At 61.4% G+C, this 17,906-nt stretch carries 18 protein-coding genes and 1 pseudogene; 13 read left to right on the forward strand and 6 right to left on the reverse strand.

All coding sequences use genetic code 11. The features are described from left to right. From FY112_RS37670 to ugpC, 6 genes and pseudogenes are all read left to right on the forward strand, one after another. Positions 1-231: pseudogene (locus FY112_RS37670) on the forward strand (ABC transporter substrate-binding protein); the annotation flags it as partial. Positions 232-301: 70 nt separating this feature from the next. Next, on the forward strand, positions 302-1,231 hold the full coding sequence (locus FY112_RS12395; protein WP_131643434.1) for a sugar ABC transporter permease: 930 nt from the start codon (positions 302-304) through the stop codon (positions 1,229-1,231). Next, positions 1,228-2,070, forward strand: coding sequence for a carbohydrate ABC transporter permease (locus FY112_RS12400; RefSeq protein WP_011649125.1), 843 nt, complete (start codon positions 1,228-1,230; stop codon positions 2,068-2,070). Before FY112_RS12395 ends, FY112_RS12400 begins: the two co-directional genes overlap by 4 nt. 36 nt (positions 2,071-2,106) lie before the next feature. Further along, positions 2,107-3,345, forward strand: a complete 1,239-nt coding sequence (locus tag FY112_RS12405; protein ID WP_151518483.1) for an ROK family transcriptional regulator — start codon at positions 2,107-2,109, stop codon at positions 3,343-3,345. Between the two features lie 46 nt (positions 3,346-3,391). After that, positions 3,392-4,246: a sugar phosphate isomerase/epimerase gene (locus FY112_RS12410; protein WP_151518484.1), complete on the forward strand. Its 855-nt coding sequence runs from the start codon at positions 3,392-3,394 to the stop codon at positions 4,244-4,246. A gap of 22 nt (positions 4,247-4,268) precedes the next feature. Then, on the forward strand, positions 4,269-5,330 hold the full coding sequence (gene ugpC, locus FY112_RS12415) for a sn-glycerol-3-phosphate ABC transporter ATP-binding protein UgpC (RefSeq protein WP_151518485.1): 1,062 nt from the start codon (positions 4,269-4,271) through the stop codon (positions 5,328-5,330). Positions 5,331-5,494: 164 nt separating this feature from the next. On the opposite strand, the gene FY112_RS12420 is transcribed toward ugpC, so the two are convergent. Beyond that, positions 5,495-5,968: a ProQ/FINO family protein gene (locus FY112_RS12420; protein WP_151518486.1), complete on the reverse strand. Its 474-nt coding sequence runs from the start codon at positions 5,966-5,968 to the stop codon at positions 5,495-5,497. Between the two features lie 276 nt (positions 5,969-6,244). On the opposite strand from FY112_RS12420, the gene panC reads away from it, so the two are divergent. Together panC and panB are read left to right on the forward strand one after the other, a co-directional pair. Further along, positions 6,245-7,174 carry a pantoate--beta-alanine ligase gene (gene panC, locus FY112_RS12425; protein WP_151518487.1) on the forward strand — a complete coding sequence of 310 codons (930 nt, stop codon included), beginning with the start codon at positions 6,245-6,247 and terminating at the stop codon, positions 7,172-7,174. Next, entirely contained in the window at positions 7,171-7,992 is an 822-nt protein-coding gene (gene panB, locus FY112_RS12430; protein ID WP_151518488.1) for a 3-methyl-2-oxobutanoate hydroxymethyltransferase, read from the forward strand. Before panC ends, panB begins: the two co-directional genes overlap by 4 nt. A gap of 21 nt (positions 7,993-8,013) precedes the next feature. Here the strand turns inward: panB and FY112_RS12435 are convergent, their stop codons facing one another. After that, the gene (locus FY112_RS12435) at positions 8,014-8,928 is read right to left on the reverse strand and encodes a hydrogen peroxide-inducible genes activator (protein WP_017957332.1); all 915 of its coding nucleotides are present in this window, start codon (positions 8,926-8,928) and stop codon (positions 8,014-8,016) included. Between the two features lie 143 nt (positions 8,929-9,071). On the opposite strand from FY112_RS12435, the gene katG reads away from it, so the two are divergent. Further along, a complete protein-coding gene (gene katG / locus FY112_RS12440) occupies positions 9,072-11,258 on the forward strand; it encodes a catalase/peroxidase HPI (RefSeq protein WP_151518489.1) in 2,187 nt (728 codons plus the stop codon). A gap of 99 nt (positions 11,259-11,357) precedes the next feature. On the opposite strand, the gene vapB is transcribed toward katG, so the two are convergent. From vapB to FY112_RS12455, 3 genes are all read right to left on the reverse strand, one after another. Continuing rightward, positions 11,358-11,618 carry a type II toxin-antitoxin system VapB family antitoxin gene (gene vapB, locus FY112_RS12445; RefSeq protein ID WP_131620854.1) on the reverse strand — a complete coding sequence of 87 codons (261 nt, stop codon included), beginning with the start codon at positions 11,616-11,618 and terminating at the stop codon, positions 11,358-11,360. Between the two features lie 70 nt (positions 11,619-11,688). Continuing rightward, positions 11,689-12,246 carry a DUF3299 domain-containing protein gene (locus FY112_RS12450; protein WP_017957329.1) on the reverse strand — a complete coding sequence of 186 codons (558 nt, stop codon included), beginning with the start codon at positions 12,244-12,246 and terminating at the stop codon, positions 11,689-11,691. 227 nt (positions 12,247-12,473) lie between these two features. Beyond that, a complete protein-coding gene (locus tag FY112_RS12455; RefSeq protein ID WP_017957328.1) occupies positions 12,474-12,932 on the reverse strand; it encodes an SgcJ/EcaC family oxidoreductase in 459 nt (152 codons plus the stop codon). Between the two features lie 191 nt (positions 12,933-13,123). On the opposite strand from FY112_RS12455, the gene FY112_RS12460 reads away from it, so the two are divergent. From FY112_RS12460 to FY112_RS12475, 4 genes are all read left to right on the forward strand, one after another. After that, positions 13,124-14,251: a sensor histidine kinase gene (locus FY112_RS12460; protein ID WP_151518490.1), complete on the forward strand. Its 1,128-nt coding sequence runs from the start codon at positions 13,124-13,126 to the stop codon at positions 14,249-14,251. Beyond that, positions 14,248-14,910 carry a response regulator transcription factor gene (locus FY112_RS12465; RefSeq protein ID WP_017957326.1) on the forward strand — a complete coding sequence of 221 codons (663 nt, stop codon included), beginning with the start codon at positions 14,248-14,250 and terminating at the stop codon, positions 14,908-14,910. The genes FY112_RS12460 and FY112_RS12465 overlap by 4 nt, the downstream gene beginning before the upstream one ends. Then, positions 14,907-16,829: an ATP-binding protein gene (locus FY112_RS12470; RefSeq protein ID WP_151518491.1), complete on the forward strand. Its 1,923-nt coding sequence runs from the start codon at positions 14,907-14,909 to the stop codon at positions 16,827-16,829. Before FY112_RS12465 ends, FY112_RS12470 begins: the two co-directional genes overlap by 4 nt. A 69-nt stretch (positions 16,830-16,898) precedes the next feature. Then, on the forward strand, positions 16,899-17,366 hold the full coding sequence (locus FY112_RS12475; RefSeq protein ID WP_151518492.1) for a response regulator: 468 nt from the start codon (positions 16,899-16,901) through the stop codon (positions 17,364-17,366). Between the two features lie 42 nt (positions 17,367-17,408). Here the strand turns inward: FY112_RS12475 and FY112_RS12480 are convergent, their stop codons facing one another. Continuing rightward, positions 17,409-17,876, reverse strand: a complete 468-nt coding sequence (locus FY112_RS12480; RefSeq protein WP_017957323.1) for a nuclear transport factor 2 family protein — start codon at positions 17,874-17,876, stop codon at positions 17,409-17,411. Positions 17,877-17,906: the final 30 nt, after the last annotated feature.

Consider the following 17,906-nt stretch of genomic DNA (forward strand, 5'->3'; position numbering starts at 1 on the left):
CCGACCAGGAAGTCGCTGTTCGACAAATATGAGGTCTTCTCCACCGAAGCCAACAAGACCTTCGCCAAGGCTCTGGTCGACGGACAGGCTCGCCCGGGTGTGCCGATCTATCCTGAAATCTCCAACCAGATCCAGATCATGATGGGCGACGTGCTCTCGGGGACCAAAAAGCCGGAAGACGCTTTGAATGCCGCCTTCAATGCGGCGCTGGAGGCCTACAAGCGTCTCTAGTGCTTCCAACCGTGACGGCGCCTGCCCGCCAGGCGCCGTCGACATTGCGAAACCCCGCACAGAGAAGCCAATGAGCCCCATTGCCATCGAGGCTGACAGCCCGCCTCAAAGCAGAACGTTCATGCGCCGTTTCGCCGGTGCGCCCCTGCCCTGGATCATGCCTGTGATCGTCGTCATCGGCATCTTCTATCTTTACCCCGTCATCGACGTTTTCAGGCTTTCATTCACCAATGCAACGCTGATCGGCGACAATCAGGACTATACCCTGGGGTCGATCACCAATGCGTTGAGCTCGCCGCAGCTGCCCGACATTTTGTGGGCGACCCTGATCTTCGTCGGCGGCAGCGTCATCGGCCAGCAAATTTTAGGTCTTGCGGTCGCTGTCGTGGTTATCCGCGGCGAAAAGCGCGGCCTGTTCGGCACCACCATATTGAGGACGACGGCGCTCGTTGCCTGGGTCGTTCCCGGAATTGCCGGCGGCATCATCTGGCAGATGCTCTTTTCCGAAGCGCCTTATGGTGCGCTGAACAGCATTCTGAGGCTGATGCACATGCCTGTTGTCGCCTGGCTCTCGGATCCCTCAATCGCACCGTGGTCTACCCTCATCTCCAACATCTGGCGCGGCACGGCATTTTCGATGGTCGTCATGTATGCGGCGCTGAAGTCGATCGATCCCTCGCTCTATGAAGCGGCCGAGGTCGACGGTGCGACGGCATCGCAGCAGTTTTTCTTCGTGACGCTGCCGCAGCTGCGCGCGGCAATCCTCGTCAACATGATCCTCATTACGATCCAGACGGTGAATACCTTCGATGCGATCATCACGCTGACGGGCGGCGGTCCGGGGCGCGCGACCGAGGTCATCTCGCTCTACGTCTTCAATATCGTCTTTAGAAATTACGACCTGTCCGGCGGCAGCGTGCTCTCTGTGCTCATGCTGATCATTAGCCTCGGGCTGGCCTTTATCTATGCGTCGTTCCTGCCGAAGGAGGAAGAGCAATGAGCGGACGGACCGGAACGCGGCTCGGCGATGCCATGAGCTATCTCTTCATGCTGGTAATGTTCGTGTTTTTCGCCGGGCCCCTCACCTATCTCCTGTCCATGGCTATGCGTGACAAGCGCGAGATCTATCGCGGAGCGGCGCGCTATATTCCCAACAATCCCACCATCGACAATTTCATCACTGTTCTCAACAACAGCTATTTCCCGATCTATCTCTGGAACGGCCTCAAGCTTGCCGCCCTCAGCGGACTGGGCGTCCTGATCGTCGCACTGCCTGCGGCTTATGCCTTTTCCCGCTTTCAGTTCCGCGGCAAGGGTCTGTCGATGATGGGGCTGCTGCTCTTCCAGATGATCTCGCCGCTTGTCATCATGGTGCCGCTCTACCGCTACATGAACCGCCTCGGCCTGCTGGATACGCATTTTGCCGTCGTCATGGTCTATATTGCGCTTGGCGTTCCGCTGGCGACCTGGCTTCTGAAGAGCTCGGTCGACGGCATTCCGCGCAGCCTCGACGAAGCGGCGATGATCGATGGCTGCAATCGATTTTCGGTCTTCTGGCGCATCATTCTGCCATTATCGGCGCCGGGCATCGCCTCCGTCTTCATCATCACGGTGATTGCCGGCTGGTCGCAATTTCTGGTGCCTTTTCTGTTGCTCACGAAAAATGATCTGATGCCGATCGGCGTCGGGATCTTTAACTTCCGCGGCATGCAGACCGACTCATCCATCCAGCTGCTTGCCGCCGCCTGCCTGATCGCGGTCGTTCCGGCGATCGTCGCCTTCCTGTCGCTCCAGCGGCTGATCCTCGGTGCGATGACCAGTGGCGCCGTCAAGGGATGAGCGGTTCAGCCTATGCACAAGGAAGGGATTTCAAGCATGAACCAGACACTCGGCACTAGGCTGTCCCCGGATCTGACGGGCGCCAATGTCGAAGATGCAGGCGAGCACAACAGGGCCGTCGTCCTGCGCTGCATTCATCGCCAGGCGCCGATTTCGCGGGCCGAAATCGCCAGGCGAACGGGTTTTACCAAACCGGCGATCGCCCGGATCGTCGATCGCCTGCTGGACGAGGGCTTGATCATGGAAGCCCGCCGGCGGCATGGGTTGAGAGGTCAGCCGGCGATCGAACTCGAAATCAATCCGGATGCCTGTTTTGCCATCGGCATCAACATCGATCGCGACCATTTGACGATCCTGGCCGTCGATGCGGTCGGCAATGTCCGCGCCCGCGTGCATCACGAGAAACGCTTCATCCTGCCGGCGGAATTCCTGCAGCTCACGGCCGATGCGATTTCGCATTTCCAGCGCAGCCGGCTCATCGACGACGCGCGCCTCGCCGGCATAGGTTTGGCGATGCCGGATTGGCTTGGCGAGATTTCGCTCCTCGGCAAACCCGAGGCCTATCAGGAATGGACGGCATTTGATGTGCGCGCCGCACTGGAGAACCTGACGCAGCATCCCGTCTTCATTGAAAACGAAGCCAACGCCGCAGCCCTTGCCGAACTCGATTACGGACTGGGTGCTGAAAGCAGCAGCTTCTTCTACATCGCCATCAATCCATGCCCGGGCGGCGGCCTCGTTCTCGACGGCAACGGTCATCGTGGCGCCATGGGCCTCAGCGGCGAAATCGGCTGGTTGCCGATCGCCGACGGCCGGGACGGGAAGGTCCATAAGGTCCAGCTTCTCGGCGAGATATTCTCGTTGTTCTTCCTCTATGATTTCCTCGCGCGGCACGGCGTCGAGGTGAGTGTTCCCCACGATCTCCTGACGTTGGATGCGCATGGCAGGCGCCTTGTTTCGCAGTGGCTGAAGGAAATGAGCGCGCATCTGGCCGTCGCCGTCAAGCATATCGGCATGGTCGTCGACCCAGACGCCGTCCTCGTCGGCGGCAGATTGCCAATCCGCATCGTCGACGAGTTGCTGCGCTATGTGCACGAGCATCTCGACGCCGAGGACACCAACCTTCCCTCGCTTCATCGCGCTTCGCTCGGAGAGGATGCTTCGGCCATGGGAGCGGCGGCCATGCCGATGGCAGCAGCCCTGATGCTCGCGTCAGCCGACCCGGCTCAACGCACACGTTCACCACTCAAGAACATGGACCGCTTGAACAGCTGAATTGGCCGTATGGCCCCAGCGATTTGATGAAGATGGGAGGATTTTGGTGAAGATCGGCTTTTACACCTCGACATTCAACGATCGCCCCCTGGAGGAAGTGGTGGATTTCGCCGCATCGGCCGGTTTCGATGCCATCGAGATCGATGTCGGCGGTCATATCAAGACGCCGGACCGGGTGGAGGCCGCCGTGGCGCTCGCACGCAGCCGTAACCTCTTCGTGTCGTCAATTACCTATTTCGGCAATCAGCTCGATGCCGACCGGGCAAAACGAAAGGCACTTCGGGCGAAGACCGCCGAATTTGCCGACGCGATCGGGCAAGCGGGCGTCCCGATCTTCGTGATCTTCCCGGGCCGGGACAAAACCGCTAGCGACGAAGCCAACTATGATGACTTCGCCGATTTCGCCAACGAGCTGATTGCGCAGACGCAGCCCTATGGCCTGACCTTCGCAATCGAGAACTGGCCGGGTCCGAAGGACGATTTCATCGGAACGACGCCCAAAGGATGGCAAGAGCTTTTTCAGAGGATCCCGGATCCCCGCTTCGGACTGGAATTCGATCCTTCGCACCTCATCCGCATTGGCGTCGATCCCTATGAGGCGATGGAGGCAGTGAAGGATCGCATCGCCATCCTGCATGCCAAGGACACGGCAATCGATCCGGAGAGCCTGCAGGCTGTCGGCTATTACGGCAAGGGCTGGTGGCAATACAAGCTGCCCGGGCTCGGCCTCATCGATTGGCCGAGGTTTCTGCGCCAGGCCCGCGGGGCCGGCTTCGACGGCACGCTGTCGATCGAACACGAGGATGCGGCCTATGGCTGGCCGGGCAAGGACTTAGCCGCGCGTAAAGACGGCGAGCGCCTCGGCCTCGGTTATTTGAGAAATGTCCTGAGTGGACTTTGACAGCGATTTTGGGAGGACGGTAATGGCCCATGTTTCGGTCAACAATGCGCGCAAGGATTACGGCGCATTCAAAGCCATCAAAGGTGTATCGGTCGACATCGGCGACGGCGAGTTCGTCGTTCTGGTCGGCCCTTCGGGCTGCGGCAAATCCACGCTTTTGAGGATGATTGCCGGCCTCGAGGGCATCACCTCGGGGCAGATCCAGATCGGCAAGCATATCGTCAACGAGCTAGCGCCCAAGGACCGGGACATCGCCATGGTGTTCCAGAATTATGCGCTCTATCCGCACATGACCGTGGCGAAGAACATGGGGTTTTCGTTGCGGCTGAAACGAATGCCGCGCACGGAGATCGATCAGCGGGTCGGCAACGCCGCGAAGATCCTTGGTCTCGAAAGTCTCCTGGAGAGATATCCCAAGCAACTGTCGGGCGGCCAGAGACAGCGTGTGGCGATGGGGCGGGCAATCGTGCGCGATCCGGCCGTCTTCCTCTTCGACGAGCCCCTCTCGAACCTCGACGCCAAGCTCAGGGTGCAGATGCGCTCGGAGATCAAGGAATTGCATCAGCGGCTGCAGACGACCACCATCTATGTCACCCACGACCAGATCGAAGCCATGACTATGGCCGACAAGATCGTCGTCATGAAGGACGGCCTGATCGAGCAGTCGGGTTCGCCGCTGGAATTGTACGATCGTCCGAACAATCTTTTCGTCGCCGGCTTCATCGGCTCCCCGGCGATGAATTTCATCGGCGGCAACATGACGGAAGATGGGTTTCGCACCGCGGACGGACTGCTCCTGCCGAGCGAGCGCCGTCCGGCAGATGCCGTGATCTACGGCATTCGTCCCGAACATATCCGGTTGGACCCGGGCGGCATCGACGTCACGACGGTGGTCGTCGAGCCCACGGGTTCGGAAACGCTGGTCATCGTCCGGCTGGGAACGCAGACACTGACCTGCGTCTTCAGGGAACGGATCAGGGCAGCCCCCGGCGAGGTGCTGAGGATCGCACCAATCCACGATGCTGTTCATCTGTTTGCCGGAGACGAGCAGCGAATCACATCAGGCGAAACCCCGTTGAACTGACCCGGCCGAATGCCCCTCCCCTTCGGCCGGCGCCGGCCGGGGGCGCGTTTTCCGCGCCCCCGATGCGGCCAAACGCAGAGAGCGACTACGTCGCCCTTGTGAATGGCGGTCGCACAACCAAGACCGCACAATGACTGCAAGCGAGACGCTGATGTCATCTCGCTCTAGCTGGCGGCGTTCCTTTTGCCGAGGAGGGCTGCGCGGATCTGTTCGCTTTTGCTCAACAGGGGAGCGGGGACCGGTGCTGTCTCTTCGGGCGCGTCGGCTTTGCCGGGAGTCTGCTTGAGGCTCAGAAAGCGTTTTTGCGCGACCAGCCGGTCTTCGGACGACAGTGGTTCGACAGGTTCACCGTCAAGACTGTGGCGCATGGAATCGGGTTGGGCGCTGGCGAAATAGTAGCGCCGGCAGTGGACATAGGCCGCGGTCGCTCGTCTGAGCGTCGTGACGCCGGCCTCGGGCTTCAGGAGCGGACGGAGTTCATTGAAAAGGCCGACGGCAAAAGGAAGGATCGGATCTCCCGCCTTGGCCGGAAGGACGCCGACCGGCCGGATCAACAGCACATTGATCGCGTTTGCCTTCTCCACGTCGAGCTCGGTTGCCGCAATCGGTCCACGGCTGATCTTCCAGGGCTTGTCCATGCGTCCTCCATGTAACGTCCATAGCGATCGACTGTGATGGTATCTTGACGGACAGGGCGAGTAACGGAAGTCGCACATCGTCGGTTCCACTGCAAGCAGGTGAGACGCGGAACAGGAGCCAAGTGACGAAAATCCGTTCCCCAGGGCCGATATGGTCCGGTGTCATCGGCTGGCGTTTCATCTAATCGTTTTTATCGAGGAAAATGCATTGACCTGCCGCATCGATTACACTTCTTATCCGCGCCCAAGATGGAGTGACCGGCCAGGGGAGGATATATGCGGATTTTCTCGAGCATTGACGAACTGCGCCACACGCTCGACGCGCTGAGGCGGCAGGGGCGAACCGTCGGCCTTGTTCCGACGATGGGCTATCTTCATGCCGGTCATATGGAGCTCGTCTCGCGCGCTCGAGCCGAGAACGACATCGTCGTCGTCTCGATTTTCGTCAATCCGCTGCAGTTCGGCCCGGCGGAAGACCTCAGCAAATATCCGCGCGATCTCGAACGCGATGCCGCCATGCTGAGACAGGCCGGCGTCAATTTCCTTTTTTCGCCTGGTGTCGAGGACATGTATTCCCGCCCGATGTTGACCGTCGTCGACATTCCCGATCTCGGGCGCGAACTCGAAGGGGCGGTACGGCCTGGGCATTTTGCCGGCGTCGCCACGGTTATCTGCAAGCTTTTCAACATCGTGCAACCGCAGACCGCCTATTTCGGAGAGAAGGATTACCAGCAGGTCGTCATCATCAAACGCATGGTGGACGATCTGGCTGTGCCGGTGCGCGTGATATCGGTGCCGACGGTCAGGGACAGCGACGGCCTCGCATTGTCGTCGCGCAACGTCTATCTCAGCGAGGCGGAGCGGCGTGCCGCGGTGATCATCCCTCAGACCCTGGACGAGGCCGAGCGTCTGGTCGCCGGCGGCCTGACCGATCCGGTGGAACTAGAGGCAAGGCTCACGGCATTTCTCAATCGCGAGCCGCTGGCAAAGCCTGAAGTCGTCGCCGTCAGGGATGCCTCGACACTGCAGCCGGTCACATCGATCGCAGAGCCTGTCGTCGTGGCGCTCTTCGTTCGGGTCGGCTCGACACGGCTGCTCGACAACAGGGTCGTCAGTAACAACCGAGTTGTCGGAGACAACCGGGTTGTCGGGAACAAAAGGGTTATCGGCCGGCCGGGCTTGCCGGGAAAGGGAGTGACCAGATGAGTGCCGTCGGAATTCAGAAGCGCCTTACGCCAAGGCACATCTCAGCCATGAAGGGCGGCAAGCCGATCGTCTGCCTGACTGCCTATACGACACCCATGACGCGGCTGCTCGACGAGAACTGCGACCTCCTGCTGGTCGGGGATTCGCTCGGCATGGTGCTCTACGGCATGGAGACCACCATCGGAGTGACGCTCGATATGATGATCGCACACGGCAAGGCGGTGATGCGCGGCGTCGGCAAGGCATGCGTCGTCGTCGACATGCCGTTCGGCAGTTATCAGGAATCCAAGGAGATCGCCTTCCGCAACGCTGTCCGCGTCCTGCAGGAAACGGGTTGCGATGCCGTCAAGCTGGAGGGCGGCGAGGAGATGGCCGAGACCATCGCCTTTCTGACGAAGCGGGGGATACCGGTTATGGGCCATATCGGCCTGATGCCGCAGCAGGTCCAAACCGCAGGCGGCTATCGGTCCGTCGGCCATTCCGAACACGAGACGTCGAAAATCCGTCGCGATGCCCACGCCATTGGCGGCTCGGGCGCCTTTGCCGTCGTCATCGAGGGCACGGTGGAGCCCCTCGCCCGGGAGGTGACGGCCGCCATGCACGTCCCGACCATCGGTATCGGCGCTTCTTCCGCCTGCGACGGTCAGGTTCTGGTTTCCGACGACATTCTGGGGCTCTTCAACGATTTCACCCCGCGCTTCGTGAAGCGCTACGACGAACTCGGCAAGAGGATTTCGGCCGCCGCTGCCGCCTATGCCGACGAGGTCCGATCGCGACAGTTTCCGGCAGCGGAGCATACGTTCAAACGGCGATCTTGAGGCGAGGCCATATCAGATCCATCACCGGGCGGCATACTGTTCGCGCATGCTGTCGGCCGACCGGCGAACCGCCTCGGAAACCTGCTGGAGCTGATTGGCCATCGGTGTCGAATTGCGCCAGATCATGCCGATCGTTCGCGACGGCTGCGGAGACTGAAAACGGGAGATCGAGACGTGCGCCGAGCGCGTTTCGAGGGGAACGGCCATCTCGGGAATCAAGGTGATGCCGATACCGGCGCTGACCATCTGGACCAGGGTGGATAAAGAGCTGCCTTCCATGACTTCGCGGGGACGGGCCTGTCCTATCTTGCAGAACGACAAGGCCTGATCGCGGAAGCAATGGCCTTCCTCGAGCAGCAGCAACCGCATTTCGCGCAGCGCCTCGCGTTCGGGCACCGGCTTACCCTCGTCTTCGGGCCGCCGAACCAGCACGAATTCTTCCTTGAAGAGCTCGAGTTCTGCCAGGGAGGGTTCCGACACGGGCAAGGCAACGATTGCCGTGTCGAGCTGACCTTGCGCCAGCTCCTGAACCAGCTTCGACGTCTGCGTTTCGCGCACTTCGATCTGAATGCCTGCAAAGCTCCTGTTCAGATCGTTGATGATTGCCGGCAACAGATAGGGCGCAATCGTCGGGATGATGCCGATGCGCAGCCGCGTCAGAAAAGGATCGCGCGCGGCGCGCGCCAGTTCCGCCAGTTCGTCCACGCCGCGCAGGATATCGCGGATCCTGAGAGCGACGGTCTGACCGAAGGCGGTCAGCTTCACCTCGCGTGCGTTGCGTTCGAAAAGCTCACCGCCCAACTCTTGCTCAAGTTCTTTGATCTGCATTGACAATGCCGGCTGGGAGATCGCACAGGCGTCGGCGGCACGTCGGAAGCGGCCATCTCTTGCCAGGGCTTCAAAATAACGTAGCTGTTTCAGGGTAAGGTTCTTCATAACCTTAGCTTATCGCAACGATCAGTAAATCAAACTTAAATTTATGAAGCGCTTCCGATATGAAGACTGCAGGGAGAGAGTGGGGCGCCAGCTCGGCTCATCTTTTTGCACCGCAGACAGATCAAGCAATCAAGGAGACGATCATGGACAACCCCACTGACAGCGCAGGCAAATGTCCTGTTGCACATGGCAATACGCCTCGCGGCAGATCCAACCGCGACTGGTGGCCCAATCAGTTGAACGTGCAGATTCTTCACCAGAATTCCGGCCGAGCCGACCCGCTCGGCCAGGCCTTCGATTATGCCGAGGAGTTCAAGAAGCTCGATCTCGACGGCCTCAAGAAGGATCTTCACGCGCTGATGACGGATTCGCAGGACTGGTGGCCGGCCGATTTCGGTCATTATGGCGGCCTATTCATCCGCATGGCCTGGCACAGCGCCGGCACATACCGCATCACGGATGGCCGCGGCGGCGCCGGGGCCGGCCAGCAGCGTTTTGCGCCGCTCAACAGCTGGCCTGACAACGTGAACCTCGACAAGGCCCGCCGCCTGCTGTGGCCGATCAAGCAGAAATACGGCAACCGTATCTCCTGGGCTGACCTGTTGATCCTCACCGGCAACGTCGCGCTCGAATCCATGGGTTTCAAGACCTTCGGTTTCGCCGGCGGCCGCGCCGACGTCTGGGAGCCGGAGGAACTCTACTGGGGTCCTGAGGGAACCTGGCTGGGTGATGAACGCTACAGTGGCGAACGCGAACTGGCAGAGCCGCTTGGCGCCGTGCAGATGGGCCTTATCTATGTCAACCCGGAAGGCCCGAACGGCACTCCGGATCCGCTGGCATCCGCCCGCGACATCCGTGAAACCTTCGCCCGTATGGCGATGAACGACGAAGAAACCGTGGCGCTGATCGCCGGCGGGCATACCTTCGGCAAGACCCATGGCGCTGGCGATCCGTCGTTTGTCGGCGTCGACCCGGAAGGCGGCGAGCTCGAAGCTCAGGGTCTGGGCTGGACCAGCAAGTTCAACACCGGCGTCGGTCGCGATGCCATCGGCAGCGGCCTCGAAGTGACCTGGACCCAGACGCCGACCCAGTGGAGCAACTACTTCTTCGAAAACCTGTTCGCTTTCGAATGGGAGCTGACCAAGAGCCCGGGCGGCGCGCATCAGTGGCAGGCCAAGAACGCCGATGCCTCCATTCCGGATGCCTATGATGCATCGAAGAAGCATCTGCCGACCATGCTGACCAGCGACCTGGCACTGCGTTTCGATCCCATCTATGAAAAGATCTCGCGCCGCTTCCTTGAGAACCCTGCCGAGTTCGCCGATGCCTTCGCCCGTGCATGGTTCAAGCTGACCCACCGCGACATGGGACCGAAGGTGCGCTACCTCGGTCCGGAGGTCCCGTCAGAAGACCTGATCTGGCAGGACGTGATCCCGGCCGTCGATCATGCGCTTGTCGACGACAAGGATATCGCCGACCTCAAGGCAAAGGTGCTCGCAACGGGCCTCACCGTGCAGGAACTGGTCTCGACCGCCTGGGCGTCCGCCTCGACCTTCCGCGGCTCCGACAAGCGTGGCGGCGCCAATGGCGCGCGTATCCGCCTTGCCCCGCAGAAGGACTGGGAGGTCAACCAGCCGGCGCAGCTCACCAAGGTCATTGGCGTTCTCGAAGGCATCCAGAGGGACTTCAACGCGGCTCAGACCGGGGCCAAGAAGATCTCGCTGGCCGACCTGATCGTTCTCGCCGGTGCAGCCGGCGTCGAGAAGGCGGCGGCAGCGGGCGGCAACGCTGTCAGCGTGCCCTTCACGCCGGGCCGTATGGATGCCTCCGACGCCCAGACGGACGCGCATTCCTTCGCAGCGCTCGAGCCGCGTATCGACGGCTTCCGCAACTACGTGAACGGCAAGCGCCATCAGTTCATGAAGCCGGAAGAAGCGCTCGTCGACCGCGCCCAGTTGCTGACGCTGACCGGACCTGAAATGACCGTTCTCGTCGGCGGCCTGCGTGTGCTGAAGGCCGGCGCGCCCGAACATGGCGTCTTCACGTCCCGTCCGGAGACGTTGACGAACGACTTTTTCGTCAACCTGCTCGACATGGCCACGCAGTGGTCGCCCGCTGCCGGCAAGGACGGCGTTTACGAAGGGCGTGATCGCAAGACCAACGAAGTCAAGTGGACCGGCACCCGCGTCGACTTGATCTTCGGCTCGCACTCGCAACTGCGCGCCTTTGCCGAAGTCTATGGCCAGGCGGATACCAAGGAGAAGTTCGTGAGGGACTTCGTCGCGGCCTGGACCAAGGTCATGAACGCCGATCGTTTCGATCTCGTCTGATTGGCAGCATTTCGCCCGGGCGCAGTTTCGGCTGCGCCCGGGCATTTTTCATCGGAGACCGGACCTACCGCCCGACCGTCCAGTCGATGAGAATGGGTATCACTTGAACAGACCCTGAAGACCAGGCCTCTCTTGCCCCTTCGGCTGCTCTCGCCCTTCCGCCATGAAATCGTCGCTGAGGCCGCGCTCCAAGGCGCTATGCAACGATGCCCACCGCACGCCGCGATCTGCCCGTGGCCGAAGGATCACAGCATCCCCTTCCCGCGTCACCTCCACCTGGTCGACGTCGAAGCGGAACTCCTTCGGCAGCCGGACGGCCTGCGAATTGCCGGATTGGAATACACGCGCATATTGCGGCATGAGAACCTCCGCAGCTTATATATGCCGTAGTTGGCGGCATCCATGCCAGAAACCGTCTCTGAGACTTCCACTAGCGAGGCTGGATGCCGAAAGGCGAAAGTGACAGCAGATCGGGATCCGTCGTCGCCGTTACTGTCGCTACTTGGGCATGGTTTATGCTGTAGCCGTAGGTGAGGACGCGGTCACCGTCGATCATGAAAAATTGCGCCTGATCCAGGCCGGGCCGCAGGGTACCCGTCACGGTGACGGTCTCGTACATTCTTGCCAGGTGCAAAGGCTCTTCCGGAACGACACGAACCAGTTGGTTGGGCGGAGGGGAAGGCATGTGGCTGCAGGCTCCGGCCCAAGGCACCAGCATGAATTCGTAGACAAGATCGCCATCCTGGTCGATCGGCAGAACGAAGCCCGTCAATTCGATCGGATGCCCCTCGCCATGCCAGGCGAGTGTTTCGCCCTGTGGGCCGCTCACCCCCTTGCCCGACAGCGGCACCGTCGCTTTGGCCTGATCGGCCGGCCGCAAAGCACTCCAGAAGATAGGCTGCGCGGCAGCGAAGGCGTTAGAAATTGGCCATGCGGAATAAAATGCCAGCGCAGCGAACGTCAGGAGGAAAGGTTTGTGTTTCATCATTGCATCTCCATCGGGCCGGCCGCTTTTTACTACCCTGCAGCTGCCGCATGGATGCTACTCCCGATCCCGCTTAGCCGTCAAAGCTTTGAGCCCGTCCTGCTGTTCAGCAAGTGCCATCGACCGGAGCGATAGCGCGGGGAAATGGCGAACCGATTGGTTGGCAGTTAAGAGACCCCGCGTGGGGTGAACGCGGGATCTCCCTGCCGGACCGGCGGGCTGGTGAAGCCTTACTTCTCCGGCATCATCGAAGAGTGGTGCGAGGTGATCAGCCAGTTCCCGTCCTTGAACTCATAGGTATAGGTGTAGCGGGCGGGAACCTTCGAACCGTTTTTCATGGTAAAGGTGTAGGTGCCGAGGTCGACGGCCCAGTTGCAGCCGATCTTGATGTCGCGGCTGTCGACATGGCCCTTGGGCTCATTTGCCAGGAAGTGCTCGAAATAATCGATCCGTTCGGCCTGGGTGAGGCGGGGCTTGTTCGACAGCGTCGCGAGCAGCACGGAGTCCTCACTGTAGTTCTTGGCGACCTCCTGGGGGCTCAGCGTCGCGAGTGAGGTATTCCAGCGGTCGAAGAGCTTGGCGATTTCCGCCTCGCTTGTCGGCGCACAGGTTGCGGTTTCGGCAGCCGCCGCGGCTGACTGGACCTGAACGAAACCGAGAATGAGGGCGGCAGCAATGATGGTACGCATTTTGACTTTCCTATGTGGCGGTTCCGGCGGACATCGCATCGGTCGACCGCATGACCGACATCTAAGGTGCCCAGTGCCGCCGCCCCATCTGCCGGGTGGCTCCGATCGGGTCTGCCGAACGGCATAGATGACATTCCCGCCGGAATGACTATCGTGCCGGCGTCATTCATATCGGAGCAGTCCCGTCAGGCATGAACCACGATACAGGCGCGACGCATTCGCCGAACGTAACGGAATTGAAGGCCCTTTACCGGGCAGCGGAAGCGCGCGCGGCTCGTCTGCGCTTCATCATCGAGGCGCGAAACCTGCTTGACGCACAAACTTTCGAAGGGGCTGCTCAGGAGGTTCTGTCCCGTCTCGCCGACTTCGCGGGAGCATCTTTTGCCGAGCTCGTTTTCCCGTCCTCACAAGAAGAGCTGCCTGTGCAGATGACGGTCGGCAAGTCGACGAGCCCCGGAAGCGACAGCATCTTGTTTACCTCGCAAGACGGCTCCGGTCTCTGCCTGACGCTGATCGGTCCGTTGAGGGGGCGCGCCATGGATCCCGACGATCGGCAGACATTGGAGGTGGTGGCGGGGCAGCTCGCCGACGCCTACAATCTCAATCGGCAGGCAGCGGAAAACCAAGCGCTTCTCGGCGATCTCCAGCGGCAGCGAAGTGAACTCGCGGCCCTAGTCGCGCAATTGATCCGGGCGCAGGAACAGGAGCGGCAGCGGGTGGCGCTCGATCTTCACGACGGCTCGGCGCAGCTGGCCGCAGGCCTCAGCTATCGCCTGCAGGACCTCGCAGCCCGCATCGGCAAGGCGCATGTCCTGAAGCCCGAGATCGACCAACTCGCTGCACTGGCGCGCCATTCCGTTGCGGATCTCAGGGCGGCCATCGCCGATCTTCGCCCGCCCGAACTCGATGATCTCGGTGTCGCCGCGGCCCTGCGCACGCGTCTCGATGCGATCGACGGTCTCGAAGTGATCGCCGACCTCGATGCCGCCTCCGACCGTTGGCCGGCATCGACCGGGATCATCTTCTATCGCGTCGCGCAGGAAGCGATCACCAATGTGATCAAGCACGCCGAGGCGAGCCGCTTGGTCGTGCGGCTCTTCGAGAACGGCGATGGCGAAGCGCATCTCGAAGTGATCGATGATGGCAAAGGCATCGGCGAGCTGCGCCATCCCTACATGCGGGGCGGGCAACTCGGCATCGTCGGCATGCGGGAACGGCTGGCGCTGCTCGGCGGGCGGATCGAGATCGAGGCCGGCTCTTCGGGCGGCACGCGTGTCCGCGCCGCCGCCCCCCTTGCGCAGGAGACGACATCAGAATGACGGCATCGATCCTTGTCGCCGACGATCACGACATCGCCCGCGCCGGTCTTATCGCCATGATCGGCGGTCAGGACGATTTCCATGTTGGCTGGGACGTGCGCGACGGCGTCGAAGCGTTGGAGGCCTCAGCGCTCAACAAGCCGGATCTGGCACTGCTCGATATCCGCATGCCGCGCATGGACGGCCTCGCCGCGACGAGGGAGATCCGGCGCGTGTCGCCCGGCACACGCGTCATGATCATCACGATGCATGACAGCCTCGATTATCTGGAAGCGGCGATCGAGGCAGGCGCCACGGGCTACCTGCTCAAGGACGCCAGCCGGGAAGACATTCTCCGCACGATCCGCCGCGTCCTTCAGGGCGACGCCTTCTTCGACGGTCCGCTCGTCGCCAAGCTGTTGCGCCGCGCCGCCACCAAGCCGCAGACCAACAACAGCGCCCTGGAGACGCTGACGATCCGGGAGCGCGAAGTCCTGTCGAAGGTGGCCGAGGGTCTGACGAACAAGGAGATCGCCAGGACCCTGAAGATCTCGCCCGGTACCGTGAAGATCCACGTCGAGCGCATCATCGGCAAGCTGGGCGCCGGCGACCGGACGCAGGCCGCGGTCATGGCCGTTCGCGGCGGGCTCGTCGCAGCATCCCGGGAAGAAGAGCCATGACCCTGCGGTTCGCCGATCTGCCGCTGAGGGCGAAGGGCATCATCATCATCACCGTGCCGCTGGCGCTGCTGCTTGCGGCTCTCGCCTCCGTCTTCGTGGCCGACCGGCAAAGCCGGATTGCCGAGGATCAGGTGCGGGTCACGCTCGAGATCCAGTCGGGCATTCAGGAGATCCATGCCTCGATCGCCGAAGCGGCCACCGCGATGCGCGGTTATCTGCTGACCGGCAGAGCCGACTTTCTCGATCCCTTCAACCGGGCCGAAGACAGGCTGCCCGTCGTGCTCGATGAAGTCGGTCGCCGGTTGCGGGATGACGAGCAAAAGAGCCGCCTCAAACGCATCCGCACCCTCGTCATCGCGAAAGTCGATCGTCTCCAACTCCTGAAACAGGCCGACATCCTGCGCGCCGGCGGACGCGAGGACCTTGCGGCCAAGCTCATCGAGGGCAAGCAGGTCCTCGATGTGCTGAGACAGGAAATCGACGCGATGAGCCGGCGGGAGGCCGATCTGCTTCACGCGAGGACCGAGGCCGCGGAGCGGGTTCGCACTCTGTCGCGAAGCCTGATGATCGCCGCCGGCTTTCTTGGGTTTGCCGGCGCGCTCGTCGCCGTCTTCCTGTTTTCGGCAAGCATCGTGCGCCGTGTGCATGCGCTGAAAGCCGAGGCGCATCGGCTGTCGCAAGGCGAGGTCGTCACGGTGGCGGATCCGTTCCGCGATGAACTCGGAAGCCTCGGACAGGCGCTCGAAGATGCGAGCGTGCTTCTGAAAAAACGCGAGGCTGATCTGACCGAGAGCGAGGAGCGTTTTCGGCAACTGGTCGAAGGCGTCAGCGACTACGGCATCTTCGGGCTCGATACTTCAGGGCGGGTGATAAGCTGGAATGCAGGGGCCGAGCGGATCACCGGTTATGGCGCCGAGGAGATCGTCGGGCAGCATTTTTCCCGCTTCTATCCCACGGAAACCAGGGACACATTTCCGGCAGAAGAGCTTGCCGAAGCAGCTCTTCACGGACGCACCGAAGCGGAAGGCTGGCGCGTTCGCAAGGACGGCTCGCAATTCTGGTCGCACGTCGTCGTGACCGCACTCCATGACGAGACGGGGCTGTTGCGCGGCTTTTCCAAGATCACGCGCGATATAACCGAGCGCAAGCAAATCGAAGAGGCCCTGCTTGGCGCCCGTGAGGATGCGATCCGCGCGAGCAACGCCAAGAGCGAATTTCTGTCGCGCATGAGCCACGAACTGCGCACGCCGCTGAATTCCGTGCTCGGTTTCGCGCAGCTTCTGGAAATGGACGTCACCGATACCGATTCCAGGGAGAGCGTCGCGCAGATCTTGAGGGCCGGCCGGCATTTGCTCAGCCTCATCGACGAGGTTCTCGACATGGCGAGGATCGAGGCCGGGCACATGGATCTCGCTGTCGAAGCACAGCCCGTCGCCGAGGTGATCGATGAAGCCGTGTCGCTTGCGAGACCGCTCTGCGGCAAGCAGCAGATCACGATCGAGGTCGTCGAGCCGGCCGAGCCGGATATTTCGGTGCTCGCCGACCGACGGCGTCTGCTGCAGGTGTTCCTCAACCTCCTCTCCAATGGAGTGAAATACAATCGCCCCCAGGGAAGCGTAACAGTCAGCCACCGCGCGATGGATGGCGGCCGTATCCGCATCGAGGTCAGCGATACCGGTCCCGGCATTCCGGCCGAACGCGTCTCCCGGCTTTTCACCCCGTTCGATCGGCTGGGAGCGGAACGGATCAGCCAGGATGGAACCGGTCTCGGGCTCGCGCTGTCGAAACATCTGATTGACGCCATGGGCGGAACGCTCGGCTTCAGCAACCGGGAAGGCGGCGCCACTTTCCACGTCGATCTGCCGCGCGCGCCTGCAGTGGTAGAGGCAAGACCGGTTGCGATGGGAAGCCCGCCGTAAGGCATCGCCTTTGATTTGGCCGCGCCGTTTGATATCAGTTTGGCATCGCTTCAACGAAATATTGGGTCCATGACAGATTCCACCGATATCGTGCGCCGATCGACGATCCTGATCGTCGACGACGAGCCCGCCAATGTCTCGCTGCTGGAGCGTATCCTCAAGCGCGAAGGCTTTACGGCGCTGATCAGCACCACCGAACCGCGCGAGGCCTTGCCGCTCTTTCGCGAACATCCGGTGGATCTCGTTCTTCTCGACCTGATGATGCCCGATCTCGATGGCTTCGCTTTGCTGGAGACCTTTGCAAGGCTTATTCCTGAAAACAGCTATCTGCCGATCCTGGTTCTGACCGCCGATGCAACATTGCCGACGCGCCGGCGCGCGCTTTCCCTCGGCGCGAAAGACTTTTTAACCAAGCCATTCGATGCGATCGAGGCCATCCTGCGCATCTTCAATCTTCTCGAAACCCGCATCCTGACCCTGGAGCTTGCCAAACACGGGCTGGCAACGCCGAAATCGGAGCGTCCCCGGATTGATTGATGCGGATCGCGCCGACAATGCATGACGCCGGCCCCACACAACTCAGAACATGGTGTTCTTGTTTGCCGCCTCTTTCGGAACGGCCTGGATCACGTCCCAGTGCTCGACGATCTTGCCGTCCTTGACGCGGAAAATATCGACGATCGCCTGGCCGCGGTCATCGGCGCCGTTCGTCGCGTGCACATGCAGCCAGACGAGATCGCCATCGGCGGCGCTGCGGACGATCTCAGCCTTCGATTGGGCATTGTCCTTGAAGAAGCCGGTGAAGAAGGAAATCAAGGGCTTCTTCCCGTCGGGAACTTGGGGATTGTGCTGCCGGTAGTCGTCAGCGACGACCGAGGCGGCCTCGATATCGTGCTTGTTGAAGAACCTGTCGTAGAATTCCACCACCAGCTTCCGGTTGGCTTCCTCGATCTTCAAATCCCGCGAGGCCGATTCAGCAAAAGCGCCGGCCGGCGCGGCGACGCCTGCCAAAATGACGAGTGCGAAAAGCGATTTCCCGAATGTCATGCATCAAGCTCCTTGGTATGGATTCGCGAT

Origin of the sequence: Rhizobium sp. PEPV16 (assembly GCF_008919455.1) — a bacterium.
Taxonomy (GTDB): Bacteria; Pseudomonadota; Alphaproteobacteria; order Rhizobiales; family Rhizobiaceae; genus Rhizobium; species Rhizobium leguminosarum_Q.

What these genes read in the sequence shown, in the direction of transcription:
- FY112_RS12395 (WP_131643434.1), top strand. Translation starts at nt 302, where the DNA reads ATGAGCCCCATTGCCATCGAGGCTGACAGCCCGCCTCAAAGCAGAACG.
- FY112_RS12400 (WP_011649125.1), top strand. Translation starts at nt 1,228, where the DNA reads ATGAGCGGACGGACCGGAACGCGGCTCGGCGATGCCATGAGCTATCTC.
- FY112_RS12405 (WP_151518483.1), top strand. Translation starts at nt 2,107, where the DNA reads ATGAACCAGACACTCGGCACTAGGCTGTCCCCGGATCTGACGGGCGCC.
- ugpC (WP_151518485.1), top strand. Translation starts at nt 4,269, where the DNA reads ATGGCCCATGTTTCGGTCAACAATGCGCGCAAGGATTACGGCGCATTC.
- FY112_RS12420 (WP_151518486.1), bottom strand. Translation starts at nt 5,968, where the DNA reads ATGGACAAGCCCTGGAAGATCAGCCGTGGACCGATTGCGGCAACCGAG.
- panC (WP_151518487.1), top strand. Translation starts at nt 6,245, where the DNA reads ATGCGGATTTTCTCGAGCATTGACGAACTGCGCCACACGCTCGACGCG.
- panB (WP_151518488.1), top strand. Translation starts at nt 7,171, where the DNA reads ATGAGTGCCGTCGGAATTCAGAAGCGCCTTACGCCAAGGCACATCTCA.
- FY112_RS12435 (WP_017957332.1), bottom strand. Translation starts at nt 8,928, where the DNA reads ATGAAGAACCTTACCCTGAAACAGCTACGTTATTTTGAAGCCCTGGCA.
- katG (WP_151518489.1), top strand. Translation starts at nt 9,072, where the DNA reads ATGGACAACCCCACTGACAGCGCAGGCAAATGTCCTGTTGCACATGGC.
- vapB (WP_131620854.1), bottom strand. Translation starts at nt 11,618, where the DNA reads ATGCCGCAATATGCGCGTGTATTCCAATCCGGCAATTCGCAGGCCGTC.
- FY112_RS12450 (WP_017957329.1), bottom strand. Translation starts at nt 12,246, where the DNA reads ATGATGAAACACAAACCTTTCCTCCTGACGTTCGCTGCGCTGGCATTT.
- FY112_RS12455 (WP_017957328.1), bottom strand. Translation starts at nt 12,932, where the DNA reads ATGCGTACCATCATTGCTGCCGCCCTCATTCTCGGTTTCGTTCAGGTC.
- FY112_RS12460 (WP_151518490.1), top strand. Translation starts at nt 13,124, where the DNA reads ATGAACCACGATACAGGCGCGACGCATTCGCCGAACGTAACGGAATTG.
- FY112_RS12465 (WP_017957326.1), top strand. Translation starts at nt 14,248, where the DNA reads ATGACGGCATCGATCCTTGTCGCCGACGATCACGACATCGCCCGCGCC.
- FY112_RS12470 (WP_151518491.1), top strand. Translation starts at nt 14,907, where the DNA reads ATGACCCTGCGGTTCGCCGATCTGCCGCTGAGGGCGAAGGGCATCATC.
- FY112_RS12475 (WP_151518492.1), top strand. Translation starts at nt 16,899, where the DNA reads ATGACAGATTCCACCGATATCGTGCGCCGATCGACGATCCTGATCGTC.
- FY112_RS12480 (WP_017957323.1), bottom strand. Translation starts at nt 17,876, where the DNA reads ATGACATTCGGGAAATCGCTTTTCGCACTCGTCATTTTGGCAGGCGTC.